The sequence below is a fragment of the Actinomadura harenae genome, assembly GCF_003696215.1.
In the GTDB taxonomy this organism is placed as follows: domain Bacteria; phylum Actinomycetota; class Actinomycetes; order Streptosporangiales; family Streptosporangiaceae; genus Spirillospora; species Spirillospora harenae.
The window spans coordinates 1-19,525 of sequence record NZ_RFFG01000128.1 but is presented as its reverse complement, the minus strand read 5'-3'; the positions used below and the strand labels follow the sequence as shown (position 1 = coordinate 19,525).

Sequence of the window (19,525 nt, the reverse complement as noted above, 5' to 3'; positions counted from 1 at the left end):
GGCATCGCCCTCATGCGCAACCTGGCCATGACCGACTGAACCAACAACCGGCACGACACCCCACCAACAGGCCCGCCGCAACATCCCCGACCTGCATGCCCTGATCATTACGGGACAACCTTTAGCGGGATCAGGGGCTTTTTTCGTTCCGCCGGTCTCCTCCTGCTTCCACGACGGCCTCGCCCTGTGGCGGGGTCGTTGACATGCCCACACAAGGAGGAAGCGCGTGTCCCCCCATCCCTTTCAGCTGGACGCTGCCCCCTGGCTTGTCCTGCTGGTCATCGCCTGGCCACTCACGGTGGTGATCACGTGTGTCCTGCGGTGCCGGATCGCCCGGGCCGCGATCAACAAGTCCGACGTCCGCGACCTGCCCCAGGTGCTGACCGCCCTGGGGCCACTGCTCAGGGACACCTTCACGCCGGTCCCTGGCCTTCCGGCACCACCGCCCCTCGCCCTGCGCGCCGAGACAGCGGCCCCGGAAGCGGCAATGAACCTTCAAAAGGCCCCAGCGACGGTGGAGACGACACAGTGACCAGGCGACGTACGACCTTCCGGGATCCGGTGGCGGACCTGGCGACTCGTGACCCCGAATATCTGGAGGCGCTGCTGAGCGACCTGCCTGAGCGTCATGCCCTACTGCTGAAGGACTTCTACGTCACTGAAGGTGGACGGCTGTCGTGGACCTATCTGGAGATCAAACACGGCATCGCCACCGGCAAGCTGCTTGAGGCCGTGGCTGAGGCCCTCCAAGTGGCATGGGAGGCGGGCCACCACCGGATGGCGGACGGTCTGCTCGACATCCGTCGTTCCCATCCTCCGGCAGCCCCCTCCGACGAGGTCAGCGTCTGCCTCTATGAGTGCTGCGACCGCTCAATGGTCGCGGGCATTCCGGTCGATGGAACCTACGAGGTAACGGTGAACGGGACTGTGGTTCCCGTTCACCTGCAAAGGGTGGCCCAGCCCGGCCGGCCCCCCAAGTACTGCTCCAACCGCTGCAAGCAGGCGGCGTACCGTAGCAGGAAGGCCCGCGACGCAGCTGCAGCAGCCCGACCCTTCTCAGACACCCCCTAGCCGCGCCAAAGTCATCGCCGACGGGCGGCAGTCTCCCCGGCTACGCGGCCGCCTCGAACCGATCAAGTGACGAGCGCGTACCCAGAAGCAGCGCCTCACCGGTGGCGGTCGCCGGGGCCCAGCAAACTGGTGACCTCGGCGATCGCGCCGGCGAGGGATGGAAGTAGCGGCCCACGTTCTCTGGCTTCTTGCACCGGGACTTGGCCACCAGCATTAGCAGGCTCGCGCCGACTCGCCCAGATACGTCAGCACCGAAAGCCAAAACTCGCGCGGATCCCAACCGCTCCACGACCCGCCGAGGGCGCTGTGCGCGTTCAGCAGCGCCCAGGCCTGCCCATAAAGACAGGCGGTCGCATCCGATGCCGAGACATATGTCGAGCGGGCCCAGCACCTTGCCCAACCCGGAACGTCGATGGGTGATGAACATCGACTCCCCGAACGCGGCTCTTTAGCATGCGCAGCACGGGCGGCCCTGGCGCCCCAGTACCAGGCCGCACAGCTCAGAGAGCATCTCCCAGGAGCACATCGCCGATCTGGGGGAGGCGCAGTTTGATGCCTCACCGACGACAACCCCCTTCGCCGGGTGGCGGCGTAGCCGGGTCGCCACGGTCGCTCGATGGTCGCTCGGTGGTTTCGGTAGGGCGTGGTGGCAGGCGGCACGGGGCGGCACGCTAAACGGGGCAAGGGTGGACAGGGTGACACGTTGCGGCACGGCCACGCCCCCCACGTGAGGGGTGGCGGTGACTTCTAATCTGCCGGTCGGGGGTTCGAATCCCTCTGGGCGCGCCACCCCCTGACCTGCGAAAACACAACCGCAGTCATGATCAAATACCGTCCATCTTGCTCCGTTTCGCCCCCTGGTCGCTCCGTGGTCGCCCGGCGGCCCCTAACGCCCCCGACCGCACCCGTCGTGACCCACGCCACCCACGCGACCGCCACGCCCGTAGGCCCGTCCAATGGGCCCGGCGAGAACCCCGAAGCCCACGGTCGTGCTCATGAGATCCGGGCTGAGGGTTCTCTCAGCCCGGATTCATTTTGGTTGAGGTAGTACGTGCGGGCGGGGCGTCGCGGGCTTCCGGATGGGTGACGTCGAGGTGGTGCCCCGTACCCCGGCCGCGAGGGGAGCGTTTGACGATCTTCCTGTCGTAGGAGGAACGTGGTGCGGTGATCAGGACGTTGCGGGCGGCAGCCGCGGAAGACCTGCCCTCCCGCATGGCGCGCGGCATGCTGTGGACCGCACTGGTTCTGCTGTTCGTGCTGCGTGCCATCCATGCGGTGGAGAACGGCCTGCCCGGCGCGGTGGTGGCGCTCGCGGCGGCCCCTTATCCGCCGTTGATCGCGATCCTGGTGCGCCGGTGGCGGACGCGGCGGAGGCTCCGGTACGGATTGCTGGGCGCGGTGACGGCGCTGGTCCTGCTGCCGTTCGCCCTGGTCGGGGCGGATTGGGACTGGCTGCCCTGGACCGTCGCGGCGGCGGTGCTGTGCGTGCTCCCCCAGCGGATCGCCTGGCCGCTGTTCACCCTGATCGTCGCCGCGGCCTTCGGCGGCATGGCGCTCACCGGAGCGTCCTTCCCCGGCTGCTTCTGGCAGGCGGCGGCCACCGCGACCGACGGGCTGATCGTGTTCAGCCTGTACGCGCTCGCCGAGATGGTCGACGACCTCCACGCGGCCCGGAAGGAGCAGGCCCGGCTCGCGCTGGTCCGGGAACGGCTGCGCCTGGACGGCGAACTGCGCGGCGCCCTGGACGGGGAGCTGGCGGCCATCTCGGACCGGCTGCGCGGCGCGGCGGGTGCCGCGCCGCCCACCGCGCTCGCCGAGGTGAACGAGGCGACCGCCGCGGCCCGGCGCGCGCTGGCGGGCATCCGGGCCACGGCGAGCCGGTACCGCGCCCGCGAGGAGCCGGACGCGGCGCCCGTGATCGGCTCGCCGCGGCAGGCCCGCGTCGCCCTGGTGGCGGTGATCGTCCTGCAGAGCACCAAGAACCTGCTGTACATGGTGAGCCAGCCGGGCGGCGACGCGCGATGGCTGATCGTGGCGGTCCCGCTGGTGGCCTGCGTCATGCTGCTGCTGACCTGGCGGCGGTCCCCGGTGCGGTGGGTGGTGGCGTGGGCGCTGTTCGTGCCGCCGGTCTGGGCGGTCTGCTTCTTCCTGCCGACGGTGTCCTTCCTGACCTACCTGTGGGGGTTCGTCATGGGCGCCGCGCTGGTGACGTTCCGTCCGCCGCGCTCATGGGCGGTCGCCGGCGGGCTCCTGGCGGCGCACGCCGTGTTCTTCAACGTCCTCCCGCCCGCTCCGCGGCCGGTCGACCAGGCGGCCTTCCTGGTCTCGGACCTCATCCTGGGAGGGTTGTTCGCCAGCCTGTCCCGGCTCGCGGGCCTCGTCGTGGTGCTGGAGCGGGCGCGGCACGAGGTGGCGGCGGCGGTGGCCACCGCCGAGCGGCTCCGCGTCGCCCGCGACCTGCACGACGTGCTCGGCTACACCCTGTCGGCGGTCGCGCTGCGCGGCGAGCTCGCCGCGCGGCTGCTGGAACGCGACCCGGACCGGGCCGGCGCCGAGCTGACCGGGCTCCGCCGGCTCGTGGAACGGTCCCGCGCGGAACTCGGCTCCATCACCGGCGGACGGATCCGGCTCCGGCTGGACCGGGAACTGGACGCGGCCGTGGACGTCCTCACCGTCGCGGGGATCTCCGTGCGGGTGCGGGGGGACGCCGGGCCGCGAGCGGAGGCCGTCGACACCGCGCTCGCGGCGGTGCTGCGCGAGTGCGTGACCAATGTGCTGCGCCACAGCGAGGCGCGCGTCTGCACCATCTCGCTCGTCCGGGCGGACGGGACGGTGCGGCTGAGGGTCGTCAACGACGGCGCCGGGCCCGCGCGCGGCGAGCCGGGCTCCGGGCTGGCCGGCCTCGCCGAGCGCACCGGCGGCCGGTCGACGGCCGGACCCCTGCCGGGCGGACGGTTCGAGGTGACCGCCGCGTTCGCCGCGGGAGAGCCGGCGCCGCACTCAGAGCCAGCCCGCCTCTCTGGCGATCCGGACGGCGTCGACGCGGTTGCGGGCGTTTAGCTTGGCGACCACCGAGGCCAGGTAGTTGCGGACCGTGCCGTAGGTGAGGAACATCCGCTCGGCGATCTCGATGGGCTCCGCGCCGGTCGCGACCAGCTCCAGCACCTCGGTCTCGCGCCTGGTGAGCGGGTTCGGCGGCGACCGGAGCGCCGCCACCGCCAGCGCCGGGTCCACCGCCTGACCGCCCGCCGCCACCGTGCGGATCGCCGCGACGAGGTCGGCCGGCCGCAGGTCCTTCGGGACGAACCCGGCGACCCCGGCGGCCAGCGCCCGGTGGAGCTGTCCCGGCCGGCTCAGCGCGGTGAGGATCAGTACGCGGCACTCCGGCAGCCGGTCGCGTAGTTCGGCGGCGGCCTCCACGCCGTCCATCCCGGGCAGGTCGATGTCGACGACCGCCACGTCCGGCCGGTGCCGCTCCGCCGCGGGCACGATCTCCGTGCCGGACGCGACCTGTGCCGCCACCTCGACACCGTCCTCCAGCGTGAGCAGTTCGACCAGCGCCTCGCGGAGCAGATGCATGTCCTCGGCGATCAGAACCCGGATCATCGCCCCCCCTTTCCCCTGGAAACAGGATCGTTCCATGGCCGTGCTGCGCGCACCGGAGCCGGTGTGCAGAATGCACGCCGCCCCGATGACGTCCGGCACTGTGTCCGGCCCGCGCGTCCATCGAAGATCATTCCGGACGCCGCGGATCACCTCCGAGCGGCGCCCTTCCCACCATCCACCGCCCCCTCGGAAGGGAGGACAGTGTGCGGACCCGTTCCTCGCGCCCGGCGCTCCTCGCGCTCTCACTCGGCTACTTCGCGCTGGGCACGGCCTCGCTGGCGGTCGTCGGCCTGAGCGCTCCGATCAGCCGGGACCTCCAGGTCCGGCCGGCCACGGTCGGAACCCTGGTCACCGTGTTCGCGGTGGTCTTCGCGCTGGCGGCCCCCGCCGCGACGATCCTGCTTGGGCGGATGTGCCGCAAACGCGCCCTGCTGCTGGGCCTCGGCCTGCTGGTGCTCGGCGGGGCCGGCGCGGCCGTCGCACCCGACTACCCGACGCTCTGCGCGGCACGTGTGCTGGCGGGGCTCGGCGCCGCGGTGTTCGGGCCCGCCGCGTCCGCCGCGGGGTCGGCGATCGTGCCCGCCGAGCAGCGGACCCGCGCCCTCGCCACCGTCTTCGCCGGGATGACCGCCGCCTCCGTCCTCGGCGTCCCGGTGGCGTCCTCGGCGGGGGACGCGCTCGGCTGGCGCGGCATGATGCTGAGCGTCGCGGCGCTCACCGCCGTCGCGTTCGTCCTGGTGGCGCGGCTCCTGCCCGTCGTGGAGCCGGAACCGGCGCCGACCGCCCGGTCCTTCGCCGACACACTGCGCGCCCCCGGCGCGGTGCCGATGCTCGGCACCACGTTCATGATCATGACCGCGCAGTTCACCGTGTACGGCGTCGCGGGCGCCTACCTGACCGCCCGGTTCGGAGCCGCGCAGGGCACCGTCGCACTGGTGCTGTTCGGCTTCGGCGCGCTCGGGACGCTCGGCAACGTCCTCGGCTCGCGTGTGTACGCCAGGTTCGGCGGGGTGGGAACCGTCAGCCTCGCCTTGGGCTGCTTCGCGGCCGGCTTCGCCGGACTGACCGGCATCCCCGGATCGCTGCTGCTCGCCCTGCCACCGCTGGCGGTGTGGGCGTTCGCGAGCGGGCTGTTCATGGCCCCGCAGCAGGCCCGGCTGGTCGAACTGCTCCCGGAGCGGCGCGGCATCCTGCTCGCGCTGAACGCCTCCGGCCTCTACCTGGGCATGAGCCTCGGCAGCCTCGCCGGCAGCGCCCTCCTGCCGGGACTCGGCGCGCGCCCGCTCTCCGCCCTCGCCCTGCTCCCGCTCGCCCTCGCGACGGCCGCCCACCTGGCGTCCGCTCGCCGTAACCGGCCCGTCCACACCATCCCCCAAAGCCCGACCCTCACCCATCACTGAAAGGCCGACCCATGTCACAGCTCATCCGCGACTACATCGAGACCGTCTGGAACCAGGGCCGCACCGAAGAGGCCGAGCGCTTCCTCGCCGACGACCTCGTCCAGCACAACCCCCACCTGCCGAACGGACGCCGTCCGCTCGTCGAGTTCATCGACGGCCTGCGCCAGCAACTGCCCGGCCTGCACTTCGACATCCGCCGCACGGCCGCCGAGGGCGACCTGGTGTTCGCGCACAGCCTCTTCACCGCCGAGCCCGGCGCGCGCGGCACCGCCGTGATCGACGTGTTCCGCATCGCGGACGGGCTGATCGCCGAGCACTGGGACGTGCGCGAGGACGTCCCCGAGTCCACCACCAGCGGCAACCCCGTCGCCTGACCCGCCAGGAGCACACGATGACGAACCCCCTCGAAGGCGCTCTGGCGGGGAAGAGCGCCATCGTCACCGGCGCGGCCACCGGCCTCGGCGCCCGGATCTCGATCGGCCTGGCGTCCCGCGGCGCCTCGGTCGTCGTCAACCACCTGCCGGGGCAGGACGCCGAGGCGGCCGAGGTCGTCGCCCAGGCGACGGCCGCGGGCGGAAAGGCCGTCGCGGTCCCGGCGGACATCGGCGACACCGAACTGCTCGGCTCGCTGTTCAAAGCGGCGGCCGACCGGTTCGGCGGCACCGACATCCTGGTCAACAACGCCGTCCGGGCGGTCCTCAAACCCATGGCCGAGGTCACCGAGGACGAGTTCGACGCGTCCTTCCGGGTGAACGCCCGCGCGCCGTTCTTCGCGATGCAGCTCGCGGCCCGCCACCTGCGCGACGGCGGTCGCGTCATCAACATCTCCTCGCACACCACCGGCCTGTTCTTCCCGCGCTACGGCCTCTACGACGGCGCGAAGGGCGCCCTCGAGCAGTTCTCGCGTGTCTTCTCCAAGGAGATCGGCGACCGCGGCATCACCGTGAACGTCGTGTCGCCCGGCCCGACCGACACCCCCGAGTTCCGCACCCGTCCGCCCGAGTTCATCGCGAGCCTGGAGAAGATGACGGCCATGGGCCGCATCGGCCGCCCGGACGAGATCGTGAACGTCGTCGCCTTCCTGGCCTCCCCGGAGGCGAGCTGGGTGACCGGCCAGAACATCCGCGTCAACGGCGGCGTGATCTGACCTCGTCTTCGTCCGACCCCGTCCGATCCGGTCCGATCCAGTCTGATCCCGTCTGATGCGGGGAGAACCGTGGCGTCCCGGAGAACCCGGGGCGCCACGGCCCGACCGAGCAAAGGACAAGGACTGGGGGCGGCCGACGGCCCTTCCCCGTTTCACCGGCACCCCGCCCCAGGGCACTGACGCTCTCCTCGGAGACAGCTTCTGGGGCGGTTGCTGATGTCCCTTCCTGACGGGGCCCGCAGGCGGACGGCCCTCAGGCCGGTCAGGCCGGTCAGGCCAGGACGTAGCCGAGGCGGCCCTCGACGAGGAGCTTGCCGGAGGTGGGACGGCCCTCGCAGTCCGAGCGGAAGGAGACGAAGTGCTCCGAGTGGGAGCCGGTCGGGATGGAGCAGCGGTAGATCGGCTTGACCTTCACGCCCTTGGGCGGCTTGAGGTACACGTAGCCGATGCGGCCCAAGCGGACGCTCTTGGGGCTTTCGCAGTCCGAACGCGCGGACACGAACTGGTCCAATAGGACGTAACCGTTGAGGCAGCTGTAGAGCGCCCTGGTGCCGCTGGCGGGCTGGGCCAGGATGCGGAACGTCCCCTCCCGGCGGTACAGCGGGCCGGGTGCGGCGGCGGTGGTCACCCAGTGCTTGGCCTGCGCGCCACCGAAGTAACGCACCAGCGTGAGGGTCTTCGGTGCGGCGGCGGTCGCCGCGACCGGCGCCATCCGGGTCACATGCGCGTCCCCAGATCCCGCGAGCGCCACTCCGCCGGTGACTGCGAGCGCCGCACACGCCACACCGGCCACGACGAGCTTCGTTCTCATTCAGCAGCCCCCTAGGCTGATCAAAGTAGTGAGAGGACGCCAGACAATCCCACAAATGTGGGCGCACGACACCACCTGGGCGAATCATTCACACGCATCGCACAGCAGACCGCAAGCAATGCACAAGTCGGCGGAGACCGCCGTGATCGGCGGACCGACCGGCCGTTGGTGTGGGGGGGTCGGCGCGGCGTGAACGAAGGTGGGAACGCCGGCGGCGTGCGCGGTGCGTGGCGGGTTGAGCCGACGTGCACCAAGGAATACCCCGCGCGAGCCGCCGTGCCACACCGCCCCCACGGGTCGCTCGGCCGCCCCCTCCGCGTTTGGGCAGGTGAGGGCGTGTCGACCCTGCCGGGACGGTGGGACTCTTTGGTCATCCGGCTGTCGCCAGAGACCCGACCGGCCTCCGTTCCAGGGGCGTTTTCACCTGTGCGGGTGGGACGGCGTCCTGCGGTTTCGGGGTGGGTCAGGCGGGGGTGGTGGTCTTGGCGCGGCGTCCTTCGACGGCGACCCAGGCCGCGACCGCGGCCCCGGCGGCCAGGGTGACCGTCAGCCACAGGAAGGTGGTCTGGAACGCGGCGAGGTCCGGGGCGCCGTCCTTGGACAGGATGGCGACGAAGATCGCGCTGCCCAAGGCTCCGGCGACCCGCTGCAGGATGTTGACCTCGGCGGTGGCGTGGGAGAGCAGGTCCTTGGGGGCGGTGGCGAACGCCGCGGACATCAGCGGCATGCCGGCCAGGCCCAGCCCGATCCCCCGCAGGAGCAGGACCGCCTGGACGAGGATCATGTCGGCGCCCGCGCCCATGAACACGAACGGCAGCGTCGTCACGGCGCTGAGCGCCAGGCCCACGGTGGCCACGATGCCGCCGCCGAACCTGTCGGTCAGCTTCCCGCCGACACGCATCGTCAGCGCGGTGCCCGCACCGAACGACAGCAGCAGCAGGCCGGTCTCCATCGCGTCATGGCCGCGCAGCACCTCGAAGTACAGCGGCATGATGATGACGCCGCCGAACAGGCCCGCGCCGGTGAAGAACACCGCCGCGCTCGCCGCCGAGAACACCTTGTCCTTGAACAGCTCCAGGCTCAGGATCGGGTTCTCGCGCCGCCGGCCGGCCAGGACGTACCCGACGACGGCCGCGACGCCGACGGCCAGGGACACCAGCACCTTCGCGGAGTGGAGGCCGCTCGGGGCGCCGGCCTCGATGACGCCGTAGCTCAGCATCGGGATCCCGACGCCCAGCAGCGCCAGGCCCCGCACGTCCAGCGGCGTCCTGGTGCCGCGTTCCAGCGGCAGGAACCTCCATCCGAGGATGAGCGCGACCGCGCCGACCGGCAGGTTGATCAGGAACAGCCAGCGCCACGAGAGGGAATCGATCAGCAGGCCGCCCAGCGCCGGCCCGAGCGCGGGCGCGACGACCACGGCCAGGCCCGCGGTGCTCATCACCCGGCCGATCCGGCCGGGCCCGGCGACCTTCCCGATCACCGACTGGCCCGCGGGAACCAGCAGACCGCCGGTCACACCCTGGACGACACGGGCGGTGACCAGCACCGCGAGGTTCGGGGACACCGCGCACAGGAGCGAGGACGCCACGAACCCGGCCAGCGACCACATCCACAGGCGGCCGGTGCCGACCCGCTGCCCCAGCCACGCCGAGGCGGGCAGGGCCGCGCCCAGGGCGAGCAGGTAGGAGCTGGCCACCCACTGCACCGACGTCAGCGAAACGCCCAGGTCGCGGCCGATGCTGTCCAACCCGACGTTGACCAGCGAGGAGTCCAGCGCGGCGATGAACGCGCCGAAGACGACGACCCAGGTCACCGTCCACACATGGCGCGGGATCTCCGTGAGGCCCGCCGAAGCGGTCGTTCCGGTGTCCGGCTTCTTCGTAATTTGCGGCATGCGCCAACTGTAGGGAGTCCCCGCAATTGGGTCAACCCGCGAATATTCGGTAGAGTGACGCCATGACGACGCCCGCGAACTCCCAGCGCCTCGACGCCCTGCTGCGCTGGCCCACCTACGCCATGGGTCAGCTGCACCGGCAGGCCCTGCGACTGATCGACGACGCCCTCGCCCCGGAGGGCCTGTCGCTGCGCGACTACTACGTGCTGGTCTGCCTGGCCGAGGAAGGAGAGATGGCCCAGCAGCAGGTCGCCGACCGGCTCGGCATGGACCGCAGCGACCTGGTCAAGCTCCTCGACCGCCTGGAGGACGCCGGCAAGGTGACCCGGCGCCGCGACACCAACGACCGCCGACGCCACGTCCTGGCCCTCACCCAGAAAGGCCAGGACGCGGCCACCCGCACCGCCGAGCTCTGCCGGCCCGCCACCGAACAGCTCCTCGGCCGGCTGTCGGAACAGGAACAGCAGACCCTGCACACCCTGCTCCTCAAAGCCCTCGGCGAGGCGCCCCCCGCATAGCCGAGGCGTTCACCCCCGCACACCCCGCAATCCACGTCCGGGCTCACGGCGCCCGCGGTCCCCCTGACGCCGTCCACGGGCTGCCGCGCCGCGCAGGACGCGGCCGAAACCCGTAAGCGAGCCCAGGCCGCACAAGCGGTGCGGGGCGGGCGGGCTCCGGCGTCGTCCGGCTCGACGGGGGCTCTTCCGTCGGCGTTGTCGGGTGGGCGAGGGGGCGGGTTTTTGATCTTGACCGGAGGGGTGGGGGGCGTCATTCTTGGGGGCTCCTCCTCCCCCGAATGGTGATGCGATGCGTCTTGTGCTGTCCGTGGTGGCTCTGGTGGTCGGGTCGGTGGGGGCGGTCGTCGTCGTCTCGCCGGCGGATGCCGTGACCGAGACCAGGACGCGGTTCCAGGATTTCGGGGTTTCCCGTGAGCAGGTGGACGCCGAGCATGACGAGGTGACGTTCACCGGGGTGGTCGTGACCGATGAGGCGGCGCCGCGTCCTGTCGGGGACGCGCTGGTGGCGATCCACTGCGTCCGTGACTGCGTGACCTTCGACGAGGTCGGGAAGGCCTACGCGGACGCCGAGGGACGGTTCAGCCTGACCGGTCACCTGGATTCGGGCGGTTACTACGCCGCCCAGTACTACTCCTACCGGCAGCCGCAGTACAAAGACTCTCGGTCGCCGCTGGTGAAGGTGACGGCGGGGGCCAAGGTTCCGGCGGTCGTGACGCTCGACGCGCTTCCTGCCGCCCTGGACTACGGGACCAAGGTCGCCTACGCGGGCCGGGTGCGGCGGCAGGACGGCCGGCCCCTGGCCGGCAAGTGGGTTCAGCTGGCGGAGTGCCAGACCGGCTACGTCTGTGACTACTGGAACGTGCGGACGGACGCCGATGGGCGGTTCCGCAGCAATACCGTCGCACTCAAACCGGTGTGGGTGGACGCCTCCATATCCAGCGGGCTCTACTCCACCGACAGCGGTGTCGACCCGACCATCCGCTACAGCGTCCGGTACGAGACCCGCGTCACCGATCTGAACCTCCGCCTCGCGGCCAAGTGGAGCGGGTGGGTGGAGGCCGACGTCCGGGTCGAGCGCAAGACGACCCGGTGGGAGCCGTATGCGGACGCCTACGACGCGGTCGCGTTGTACTTCCGTCCCAAGGGTGGCAAGACATGGACGCGGAAGAACGGCTGCGAATCGCCTGATGCCGGCGGTTGGATCCGGCGGTGCATCGCGCCCGCACCAGGAGACGGCGACTGGCAGGCGCGTGTCGCCCTGACCGACGGGACGCGGCCGAGTGTGAGCGCCATGCGTGGCATGACCATGCGCATCCGACGCGGTTCGAGATGTTCAACGCCGCGCCTGAGCCCGTCCGCAAGGGAGGGAAGGTCAAGCTCTCCGGCCGCCTGTCCTGGATGCGACCCGACAGGCTGGACGCCCATGGGCTGCCCACGGCGCTCGGCAGGCGCAAGGTCGTGTTCTCCTTTCAGGCACGCGGCTCCAAGAAGTGGAGCTATCTCGGCAGCGGACGGACCGACCGGTACGGCCGGTTCAGCTCCCGGTTCACGGCGCGGCGCGACGGCACCTGGCGCGTTGCGTTCGCCGGGGACGGGCGGCTACTCGCCGACTCGGCCAGTGATTACGTCGACGTTCGCTGATCGCCTGTTCGGCTCGGGGTGGCGTCGCCTGAGCGGGCCAGGGCTATGCCGCCGATCAGTTCGGCTCTGATGCCGAGGGGCGACGCGACCACCGGGAGGTCGCTCACCACCGGTAGTGCCGTGCGGCGGATGCCGTCGCGGATTCCGTCCAGGAGGACGGGAGGGGGCGGCGTCGTGTCGGTGCTGACGATGACGCGTCCGGGGTCGAGCAGGTTGGCCAGGGCGCCGAGTTGCTCGCCGAGCAGGGCGCCGAGGCGGTGGAGAACGCGGTCGGCGGCCGGGTCCCCGGCCGGGAACGGTTCGGCGGACGCCGGTGGTTCGTGCCAGGGATCGAGGGGGATCTCGGTCGCCAGGCATCCGCGTGCCCCGCAGGCGCAGGGGTGGCCCATGGGGTTGATCTGGACGTGGCCGATCTCTCCGGCCAGCCCGGCGGCGCCGCGGTGGAGGCGGCGGCGGCCGAGGATCAGTGCCGCGCCGAGCCCCGGGGCCAGCTTGATGTAGACCAGGTCCGTCCCGCCCCGGCCGGCGCCCTGCTCGAGTTCCCCGAGGGCGCCGAGATTGGCGTCGTTCTCCATGACGATCGCGGTGCCGGGCAGGAGCGCGCGCAGGCTCTCGGCCGGGCGGATCCCGATCCAGTCCGGCAGGATGCCGCGGACGCGTGGATGATCCCCCTCCGGGCCGCCGACAGGGCAGGGCAGGCCGAGGACGACTCTGGAGAGCCCGTCGGCAGGGGCGCCCAGCTCGGTCAGGCATTCGCGCAGGAACCGGTGGCCGTGCACCAGCGCGCCCTGGGCGTCGAGGCTGACGTCGAGCCGCCGCTCCCGCTCGGCGGCGTGCCGGTCGTCGCCGACGACGACCCGGACGCGGACGGCGTCGCGGGAGAGTGCGATCACCCCGAACGTCCCGTGCCGTGGTGGCCGCCGCCATCGTTTCGCCGGACGTCCCAGGCCGGCGGGGGCCACCACCGTCTCCTCCACCGCCCCGGCCGCGTGCAGCCGTCCGAGGACGCCGGTCACCGTGGGCCTGCTCAGCCCGCTGTCCCGCACGAGGTCACTGATGGTCAGCGCGCCGTCGTACGGGATGAGGCCCAGTACCCGCTCGTCATGCGACGCCATGTGGACGTCCCTCCGCCGGGTCTCTGTCGGCGGCCAGGATGAGTGCGCCCAGGACACCGGCGCGGTCGCCCAGGGCGCCGGGGGCCAGGCGGACGGCGTCGCCGACTCCCGGCTGGGTGCGGCGGTCCAGGGATTCCCGCAGTCCGGTCAGGAGCGGACGGGCGGCCCCGGTCAGCGGCCCACCGAGGACGATCAGGGCCGGGTCGAGGGTGTTGGCGAGGTCGCCGACCACGGTGCCGATGGCCCGGCCGGCGTCGGTGAGCACCCGGCGGACGATCGACTCCGAGTCCGCGAGGGACACCAGCCGGGACGCGGTGAGGGGGCCGAAGGACGGCTCGAGCGCCTCCAGGATGGCGGTGGTCGAGGCGAGCGTCTCCAGGCAGCGGAGCCCGCCGCACCGACACGTCCGGCCGGTTCCGGCGGCCCCGGCGACCGGGATGTGGCCGATCTCCCCGGCGACGCCGCGCATGCCCCGGTGCACGCGCCCGTCGAGGACCAGCCCGGCGCCGATGCCGGAGGAGACCCTGAGGTAGAGCATGTCCCGCGCGCCGCGGCCCGCGCCGAGCCGGGCCTCGGCCAGGGCACCGAGGTTGGCGTCGTTGTCGACGGCGACCGGAAGCCCGAGCCGGGCGCCGAGTTCGGCGGCCGGGCGGCTCCCGGCCCAGCCGGGCAGGACGGGGCCGCTCACGACGCTTTCGTCCGCGGCGAGGATCGGCGCCGGCAGGCCCATCCCGACGGCGACCAGGGCCTGGGGTTCGGGCGCTTCGGCGAGCGCGGACAGGATCTGCTCCTCGGCGGCCCGCAGCGCCGCGTCCTTGCCGCCCGCCACGTCGATGGCCACGGTGTTCTCGGTCAGCACTCGCAGGGACAGGTCGGCGACGGCGACCGTCATGTGGCCGCGTCCGAACTCCACGGCGGCGACGAGGCCCGCGGCCCGCGTGAGCGACAGCCCGGCCACCGGGCGGCCGGGGCGGCGGCCTTCGGACGCGGGCTCGACGTTGTGCTCGGCCACCAGTCCGGCCGAGAGCAGCTCTCCGACGGCGCCGGACACCGACGACCGGGACAGGCCGGTCCGCTCGATCAGTTCGGCGCGGGTGAGCCGTACCTCGCCGCGGAGCTCGTCGAGGATCAGCCGCGCGGCGGTGGGGCCGGGCACGGCCGAAATCTATCCCGGCACGCTCCTTTATGTCCAGATCCTATGTAAGTCACTTTTGTCAAGAAGTGCTCATAAATGGGCCCTCATTATTCTCATTGACGTGTCTACCACCGAAATTTAGGCTCCGCAGGCAAGATCCGCTTCGGTCTCGCACCTGGAGGAATCCGGCCAAGCGATGGGCCGATTTTGTCGCCGACTTACCAAAAGCGGCGTCCTCCCGGCACGGGCACCGAGGACGACCCCCGGAGGTGGACGCGCATGGTCAGATTCCGTCTGCTCGCCGCCGTCGTCGCGTTGGCGTTGCCAATGTCGGCGGTCGGCGCGGCACAGGCCGAGGCGGCGGCCGATCAGGCCCCGATCGTCCGAACCGACCACGGCGCGGTACGGGGCGCCACGGTCGGCGGGGTCGACGAGTTCCTCGGCGTCCCGTTCGCCGCGCCCCCGCTCGGGGACCGCCGCTTCGCCGCGCCCGCCCCGGCGCCCCGGTGGGACGGCGTCCGGCAGGCGACGTCGTACGGCCCGGCCTGCGCGCAGCTCGCGAGTGGCAACGGCCCCCGGTCGGACGCCGAGGACTGCCTGTACGCCAACGTCTTCCGGCCCGCCGGGGCGCACGGCCGGCTGCCGGTGCTCTTCTTCATCTACGGCGGCGGCTTCCAGAACGGCGGCGCCCAGCAATACGACGGGGCCAAGCTGGCCGCCGACAACCACGTGGTCGTGGTCACCGCCAACTACCGGCTCAATGTCTTCGGCCTCCTCGCCCTCGCCCGGTCGGGTGGCGGCGGCGGTCTCGGCGGCGACTACTCGCTGCTCGACCAGCAGGCCGCGCTGCGCTGGACGCGGGCCAACGCGGCCGCGTTCGGCGGCGACCCGCGCGCGGTGACCGTCGGCGGCGAGTCCGCCGGGGGCGTGTCGGTGTGCGCGCATCTGGCCGCCCCCGGCTCGGCCGGGCTGTTCCGTGCCGCGATCATGCAGAGCGGCAGTTGCGTGTCGACCCCGCGGGCCGAAGCCGAACCCGCCGGTGCCGCCTTCGCCCGGACGGTCGGCTGCACCGACCCGGCGGCCATGGTCGCGTGCCTGCGGGCCAAGCCCGCCGCCGAACTGCTGGACGCGAGCGCCGACACCGACCTCGGCCTCGTGAACGGCGGGGACCCGCTGCCGACCGCGCCCGCCGACGCCGTCGCCTCCGGCCGCGTCCAGCGGGTACCGATGATCTTCGGCGTCAACCACGACGAGGGCCGGACCTTCGCGCTCGACTGGGACGACACCCCGGCCTCCTACCGGGACTTCGTCACCGGCTCGTTCGGGGCACGCGCACCCGAGGTGTTCAGGCGCTATCCGCTGAGCGCCTACAGCGGCCCCTACGCCCCCACGTACGCGATCGCCGCGATCCTCACGGACTCGGGGCTGATCGCCGACATCGGAGGCTGCCCGACCCTCAGGCTGGCGCGACGGTTCTCCGCGGTCACCCGCGTCCGCATGTACCAGTTCGACGACCGGAAGTTCCCCGGTCTCACCCCGGGCACGCCGCCCGGGTACGTCTGGGGCGCCCCGCACGCGGGCGAGCTGGCCTACCTGTTCCCAAGCTTCGACAACGGCACCCCGATCACCCCGTACTTCACCGCCGCCCAGCGCAGGCTGGCCGACGACATGAGCCACTACTGGGGATCGTTCGTCCGCCGGACCACTCCCAACGCGCCCGGGCGGCGGCTGGCCCGCTGGCCGGCCCTGGCGTCCGGCGCGATGCTGTCGCTGCGTCCGGGCGGACGGAGCACCCCCATCTCTCTCGCCGAGTACCGAGCCCAGCACCAGTGCGACTTCTGGGACGCGAACTGATGCCCGTCCACCTTCGAAAGGCCGTCACCATGCGGTTCCCCGACAGACTCCTGCGCGTCGGCGCGCTCGCCGCCGCGATCGTGCTGACCGCCTCCGGCACGGCGGCCGCCGAAAGCCCACCCGGCTCGGACCGGGTCCGGGCACTCGTCGGCAAGATGACGCTGGACGAGAAGCTGGGCTTCGTGAGCGGCACCACCGACCCCCGCGACATGGGCGAGTCCGGATACGTCCCGGGCGTCCCCCGCCTGGGCATCCCCGAACTGCGGCTGACCGACGGCCCGGCCGGGGTCCGGGTGGCCGCGCACGCCACCGCGATGCCCGCCCCGGTGGCGCTGGCCTCGTCCTTCGACGACCGGCTGGCCCGCAGGTTCGGCCAGGCCATCGGCCGGGACGGGCGCGCCCTCGGCCAGGACGTCCTGCTGGGCCCCATGGTCAACACCATCCGGGTGCCCCAGGCGGGCCGCAATTTCGAGACGTTCAGCGAGGACCCGCTGCTCTCGTCCCGCATGGTCGCCGCCGAGGTGCGCGGGATCCAGTCGCAGGGGCTCATCGCGACCGTCAAGCACTTCGCGGCGAACAACCAGGAGACCGACCGCGGCCTGTTCAGCACGGGCGTGAACGTCCGCGTCGGCGAACAGGCGCTCCAGGAGATCGAGCTGCCGGGCTTCCACGCGGCCGTCGACGCGGGCGCCGGCGCGATCATGTGCTCCTACAACCGGCTCAACGGCGCCTACGCCTGCCAGAACGAGCGGTTGCTGAACTCGATTCTGCGGGAGCGGTGGGGCTTCCGGGGCTGGGTGATGTCGGACTGGGGCGCCAACCACGGCGCCGGCGCGATCACCAAGGGCCTGGACCAGGAGATGCCCGGGGACGCCTTCGGCCCGGACTTCCCGGCGTACTTCAAGAAGCCGCTGCGCGAGGCCCTGGTGAGCGGCCGGATCCCGATGGCCGCGCTCGATCACTCGGTGGCCGGGATCCTCGGCCAGATGCGGCGGTTCGGCCTGCTCGACCGGCGGCCACGGCCGTCCAGGGACGCCGCGGGCGGTGCCGCCGCGGCCCAGCGGGTCGCCGAGTCCGGTGCCGTGCTGCTGCGCGACCGGCACGGGGCGCTGCCCCTCACCGGCCGGGCGGGCCGCGACATCGCGGTGATCGGCCCGACCGCCCGGATCCCGCTGATCACCGGTGGCGGCAGCTCCCACGTGGTCCCGGACGCGGCCGCCGCGCCCCTCGACACCATCAGGGCCAGGGCCGGCGCCGGCGCCAAGGTCGCCTACTCGGCCGGCACCGATCTCGACGGGGTCACCGTCCCGGCCTCGGCGCTCAACCCCGCGAAGCCCGTCGACACCACGGTGCCCGCCGGGAAGACCCTCGCCTACACCGGCACCCTCACCGTCCCCGAGACCGGGGACTACCGGCTCGGCCTGCAGATCTCCGGCGGCACCGGCTCCCTCGCCCTCGACGGCACCGAGCTGGTCACCGCCGACGGCCCGTTCGGCGCGAGCGTCATCCCGACCCGCGACGGACTGGTCAACTGGCCGGCCACCGCCCGCCTCACCGCCGGGAAGCACCGCCTGACCGTCAAGGCCGCCGCGCCGGAGGGAACGGCACAGCGGATCCGGCTCGCCTGGTCCACCCCGCAGCTCGTCCGCGACGGCATCGCCGCCGCGGTGCGGACCGCCGAACACGCCAGGACGGCCGTCGTCTTCGCCTACGACGAGGGCACCGAGGGCGCCGACCGGTCCTCGCTGGCGCTGCCCGGACCCCAGAACGCCCTCATCTCGGCGGTGGCCGCGGCCAACCCGCGCACCGTGGTGGTGCTCAACACGGGCTCGTCCGTCACGATGCCCTGGCTGAACCGCACCGCCGCCGTCCTGAACATGTACTACCCGGGTGAGCGGGGCGCCGAGGCGACCACGCGCCTGCTGTTCGGCGACGCGAACCCCTCGGGGAAGCTGAGCCAGACCTTCCCCGCCACCGAGAAGCAGACCCCGGTCGCCGGAGATCCCCACCGCTTCCCCGGCGTGAACCTGCAAGAGGACTACAGCGAGGGCATCTACGTCGGCTACCGCTGGTACGACAAGGAGAAGGTCAAGCCGCTGTTCCCCTTCGGGTACGGCCTGTCGTACACGACCTTCTCCTACCGGGACCTGAAGGTGCGGCGCACGGGGCGAGGCCTGGAGGCCACCGTCACCGTGACCAACACCGGGCGCCGCGCCGGTGAGGCGGTCACCCAGCTCTATGTCGGCCCCGCCGCCAAGGTCTCCGCGCCCCAGGCCGTCCGGTCGCTCGGCGGCTACGAGAAGATCGGCCTGCGCCCTGGTGAGTCCCGCCGGATCCGCATCGACGTGGACGCCCAGCAGCTGAGCCACTGGGACACCGCCCGCCACGCCTGGACGCTGGGCACCGGCGACCGCACCATCTGGGTGGGCTCCTCCTCCACCGACCTCCCCCTCCACACCAAGGTCCACATCTAAACCGACCGCCTCCGCCGGTGCCACCCTCCTCGGCCCACACCAGGAGGGTGAGCACCGGCGTATCCATGCCACGCCGCATTGTTGGATTTTTCTTGGTGGGTGCCAACCTTTGCCGCCTGTCCGGTGTGTGTAACGGGCGACAAGGAGGCGGATGGTGCAATACGACGGCTTGCCCGAGTTCGTTGCGGCCCGGGGGCCGGCGCTGCTGCGCTCGGCGTTCCTGCTCACCGGGGACCGGCATCTCGCCGAGGACCTCGTGCAGGCCGCCCTGGTCAAGCTCGCGCCCCGATGGCAGCGGGTGGCGGGCAGCGGCGACCCCGAGTCCTACGTGCGCAAGATCCTGTACCACGACCACCTCAACTGGTGGAAGCGCCGGGGACGGCACGTCTACCCGAGCGCGGCGCCGCCCGAGCCCGCGGGGCATCCGGACATCGCCGACCGCACGGTGCGGTCCGTCCTGCTGGGCCAGGCGCTGGGGAGGCTGACCGCCAAACAGCGCGCGATGATCGTGCTGCGCTTCTACGAGGACCGCTCTGAGAGCGAGACCGCACGGCTGCTGGGCTGTTCGGTCGGCACCGTGAAGAGCCAGACCCACCGTGCCCTCGCGCGGATGCGCGCTCTCGAACCCGGGCTCGCCGACCTGCTGACCGACCACGAGATCCCGGAGGTGGCGCGATGATCCCCCGCCTGCACGACGCGTTGGACGAACTGGCCGGGGACGCACCGCTCCGGGTGGACACCGCCCGGGTCCTGAAGGTCGCCCGCCGCCGCAGGCGCGTCCGGCTGGCCGCCGTCCCGGCCGTGGCGGCCGCGGCCGCCGCCGCGGTCTTCGCCGGGACGGCGCTGACCGGAGGCCACA

Annotated in this window: 17 protein-coding genes; 12 read left to right on the top strand and 5 right to left on the bottom strand. The window is 72.3% G+C overall.

All coding sequences use genetic code 11. The annotated features are described in order from the left end of the window. Positions 1-226 precede the first annotated feature (226 nt). The 3 genes from EBO15_RS37915 (at position 227) to EBO15_RS37905 (ending at position 4,131) form a co-directional block, all read left to right on the top strand. A complete protein-coding gene (locus EBO15_RS37915) occupies positions 227-532 on the top strand; it encodes a hypothetical protein (RefSeq protein ID WP_122199302.1) in 306 nt (101 codons plus the stop codon). Between the two features lie 29 nt (positions 533-561). Next, the gene (locus tag EBO15_RS37910) at positions 562-1,071 is read left to right on the top strand and encodes a hypothetical protein (protein WP_147481845.1); all 510 of its coding nucleotides are present in this window, start codon (positions 562-564) and stop codon (positions 1,069-1,071) included. 1,164 nt (positions 1,072-2,235) lie between these two features. Beyond that, positions 2,236-4,131, top strand: coding sequence for a sensor histidine kinase (locus EBO15_RS37905; RefSeq protein WP_147481844.1), 1,896 nt, complete (start codon positions 2,236-2,238; stop codon positions 4,129-4,131). Here the strand turns inward: EBO15_RS37905 and EBO15_RS37900 are convergent. Further along, positions 4,072-4,677: a response regulator transcription factor gene (locus EBO15_RS37900; RefSeq protein ID WP_122199299.1), complete on the bottom strand. Its 606-nt coding sequence runs from the start codon at positions 4,675-4,677 to the stop codon at positions 4,072-4,074. The two genes, EBO15_RS37905 and EBO15_RS37900, sit on opposite strands and share 60 nt — an antisense overlap. Before the next feature lie 203 nt (positions 4,678-4,880). Here EBO15_RS37900 and EBO15_RS37895 point away from each other — a divergent pair, with 203 nt between their 5' ends. From EBO15_RS37895 to EBO15_RS37885, 3 genes are read left to right on the top strand one after another with little or no spacing between them, the layout of a single operon-like run. Continuing rightward, entirely contained in the window at positions 4,881-6,077 is a 1,197-nt protein-coding gene (locus EBO15_RS37895) for an MFS transporter (RefSeq protein WP_122199298.1), read from the top strand. An 11-nt stretch (positions 6,078-6,088) separates the two neighbouring features. Further along, positions 6,089-6,451, top strand: a complete 363-nt coding sequence (locus tag EBO15_RS37890) for a nuclear transport factor 2 family protein (RefSeq protein ID WP_122199297.1) — start codon at positions 6,089-6,091, stop codon at positions 6,449-6,451. Positions 6,452-6,468: 17 nt separating this feature from the next. Then, the gene (locus tag EBO15_RS37885) at positions 6,469-7,224 is read left to right on the top strand and encodes an SDR family oxidoreductase (protein WP_122199296.1); all 756 of its coding nucleotides are present in this window, start codon (positions 6,469-6,471) and stop codon (positions 7,222-7,224) included. A 271-nt stretch (positions 7,225-7,495) separates the two neighbouring features. Here the strand turns inward: EBO15_RS37885 and EBO15_RS37880 are convergent, their stop codons facing one another. Beyond that, positions 7,496-8,035 carry a hypothetical protein gene (locus EBO15_RS37880; RefSeq protein ID WP_147481843.1) on the bottom strand — a complete coding sequence of 180 codons (540 nt, stop codon included), beginning with the start codon at positions 8,033-8,035 and terminating at the stop codon, positions 7,496-7,498. 463 nt (positions 8,036-8,498) lie between these two features. Further along, entirely contained in the window at positions 8,499-9,929 is a 1,431-nt protein-coding gene (locus EBO15_RS37875; protein WP_122199294.1) for a DHA2 family efflux MFS transporter permease subunit, read from the bottom strand. Positions 9,930-9,991: 62 nt separating this feature from the next. On the opposite strand from EBO15_RS37875, the gene EBO15_RS37870 reads away from it, so the two are divergent. Continuing rightward, complete coding sequence (locus EBO15_RS37870; protein ID WP_122199293.1) at positions 9,992-10,447, top strand: MarR family winged helix-turn-helix transcriptional regulator; 456 nt, start codon at positions 9,992-9,994, stop codon at positions 10,445-10,447. A gap of 289 nt (positions 10,448-10,736) precedes the next feature. Then, positions 10,737-12,158, top strand: coding sequence for a peptidase associated/transthyretin-like domain-containing protein (locus EBO15_RS43905; RefSeq protein ID WP_147481842.1), 1,422 nt, complete (start codon positions 10,737-10,739; stop codon positions 12,156-12,158). Here the strand turns inward: EBO15_RS43905 and EBO15_RS37860 are convergent. Both EBO15_RS37860 and EBO15_RS37855 read right to left on the bottom strand, forming a co-directional pair. Further along, positions 12,070-13,203, bottom strand: coding sequence for an ROK family transcriptional regulator (locus EBO15_RS37860; protein ID WP_122199291.1), 1,134 nt, complete (start codon positions 13,201-13,203; stop codon positions 12,070-12,072). The genes EBO15_RS43905 and EBO15_RS37860 overlap by 89 nt on opposite strands. Beyond that, positions 13,190-14,359 (bottom strand): ROK family transcriptional regulator, encoded by a 1,170-nt coding sequence (locus EBO15_RS37855; protein ID WP_122199290.1) that lies wholly within the window; start codon positions 14,357-14,359, stop codon positions 13,190-13,192. Before EBO15_RS37855 ends, EBO15_RS37860 begins: the two co-directional genes overlap by 14 nt. Positions 14,360-14,617: 258 nt before the next feature. Between EBO15_RS37855 and EBO15_RS37850 the strand changes: the two genes are divergently transcribed. From EBO15_RS37850 to EBO15_RS37835, 4 genes are all read left to right on the top strand, one after another. Then, complete coding sequence (locus tag EBO15_RS37850; RefSeq protein WP_199745072.1) at positions 14,618-16,192, top strand: carboxylesterase/lipase family protein; 1,575 nt, start codon at positions 14,618-14,620, stop codon at positions 16,190-16,192. Beyond that, positions 16,168-18,666, top strand: coding sequence for a glycoside hydrolase family 3 C-terminal domain-containing protein (locus EBO15_RS37845; RefSeq protein WP_233616733.1), 2,499 nt, complete (start codon positions 16,168-16,170; stop codon positions 18,664-18,666). The genes EBO15_RS37850 and EBO15_RS37845 overlap by 25 nt, the downstream gene beginning before the upstream one ends. A gap of 151 nt (positions 18,667-18,817) precedes the next feature. Then, a complete protein-coding gene (locus EBO15_RS37840) occupies positions 18,818-19,345 on the top strand; it encodes a SigE family RNA polymerase sigma factor (protein ID WP_122199289.1) in 528 nt (175 codons plus the stop codon). Beyond that, on the top strand, positions 19,342-19,525 hold a 184-nt coding region (locus EBO15_RS37835; protein ID WP_199745071.1), incomplete at its 3' end, for a hypothetical protein. The genes EBO15_RS37840 and EBO15_RS37835, both read left to right, overlap by 4 nt.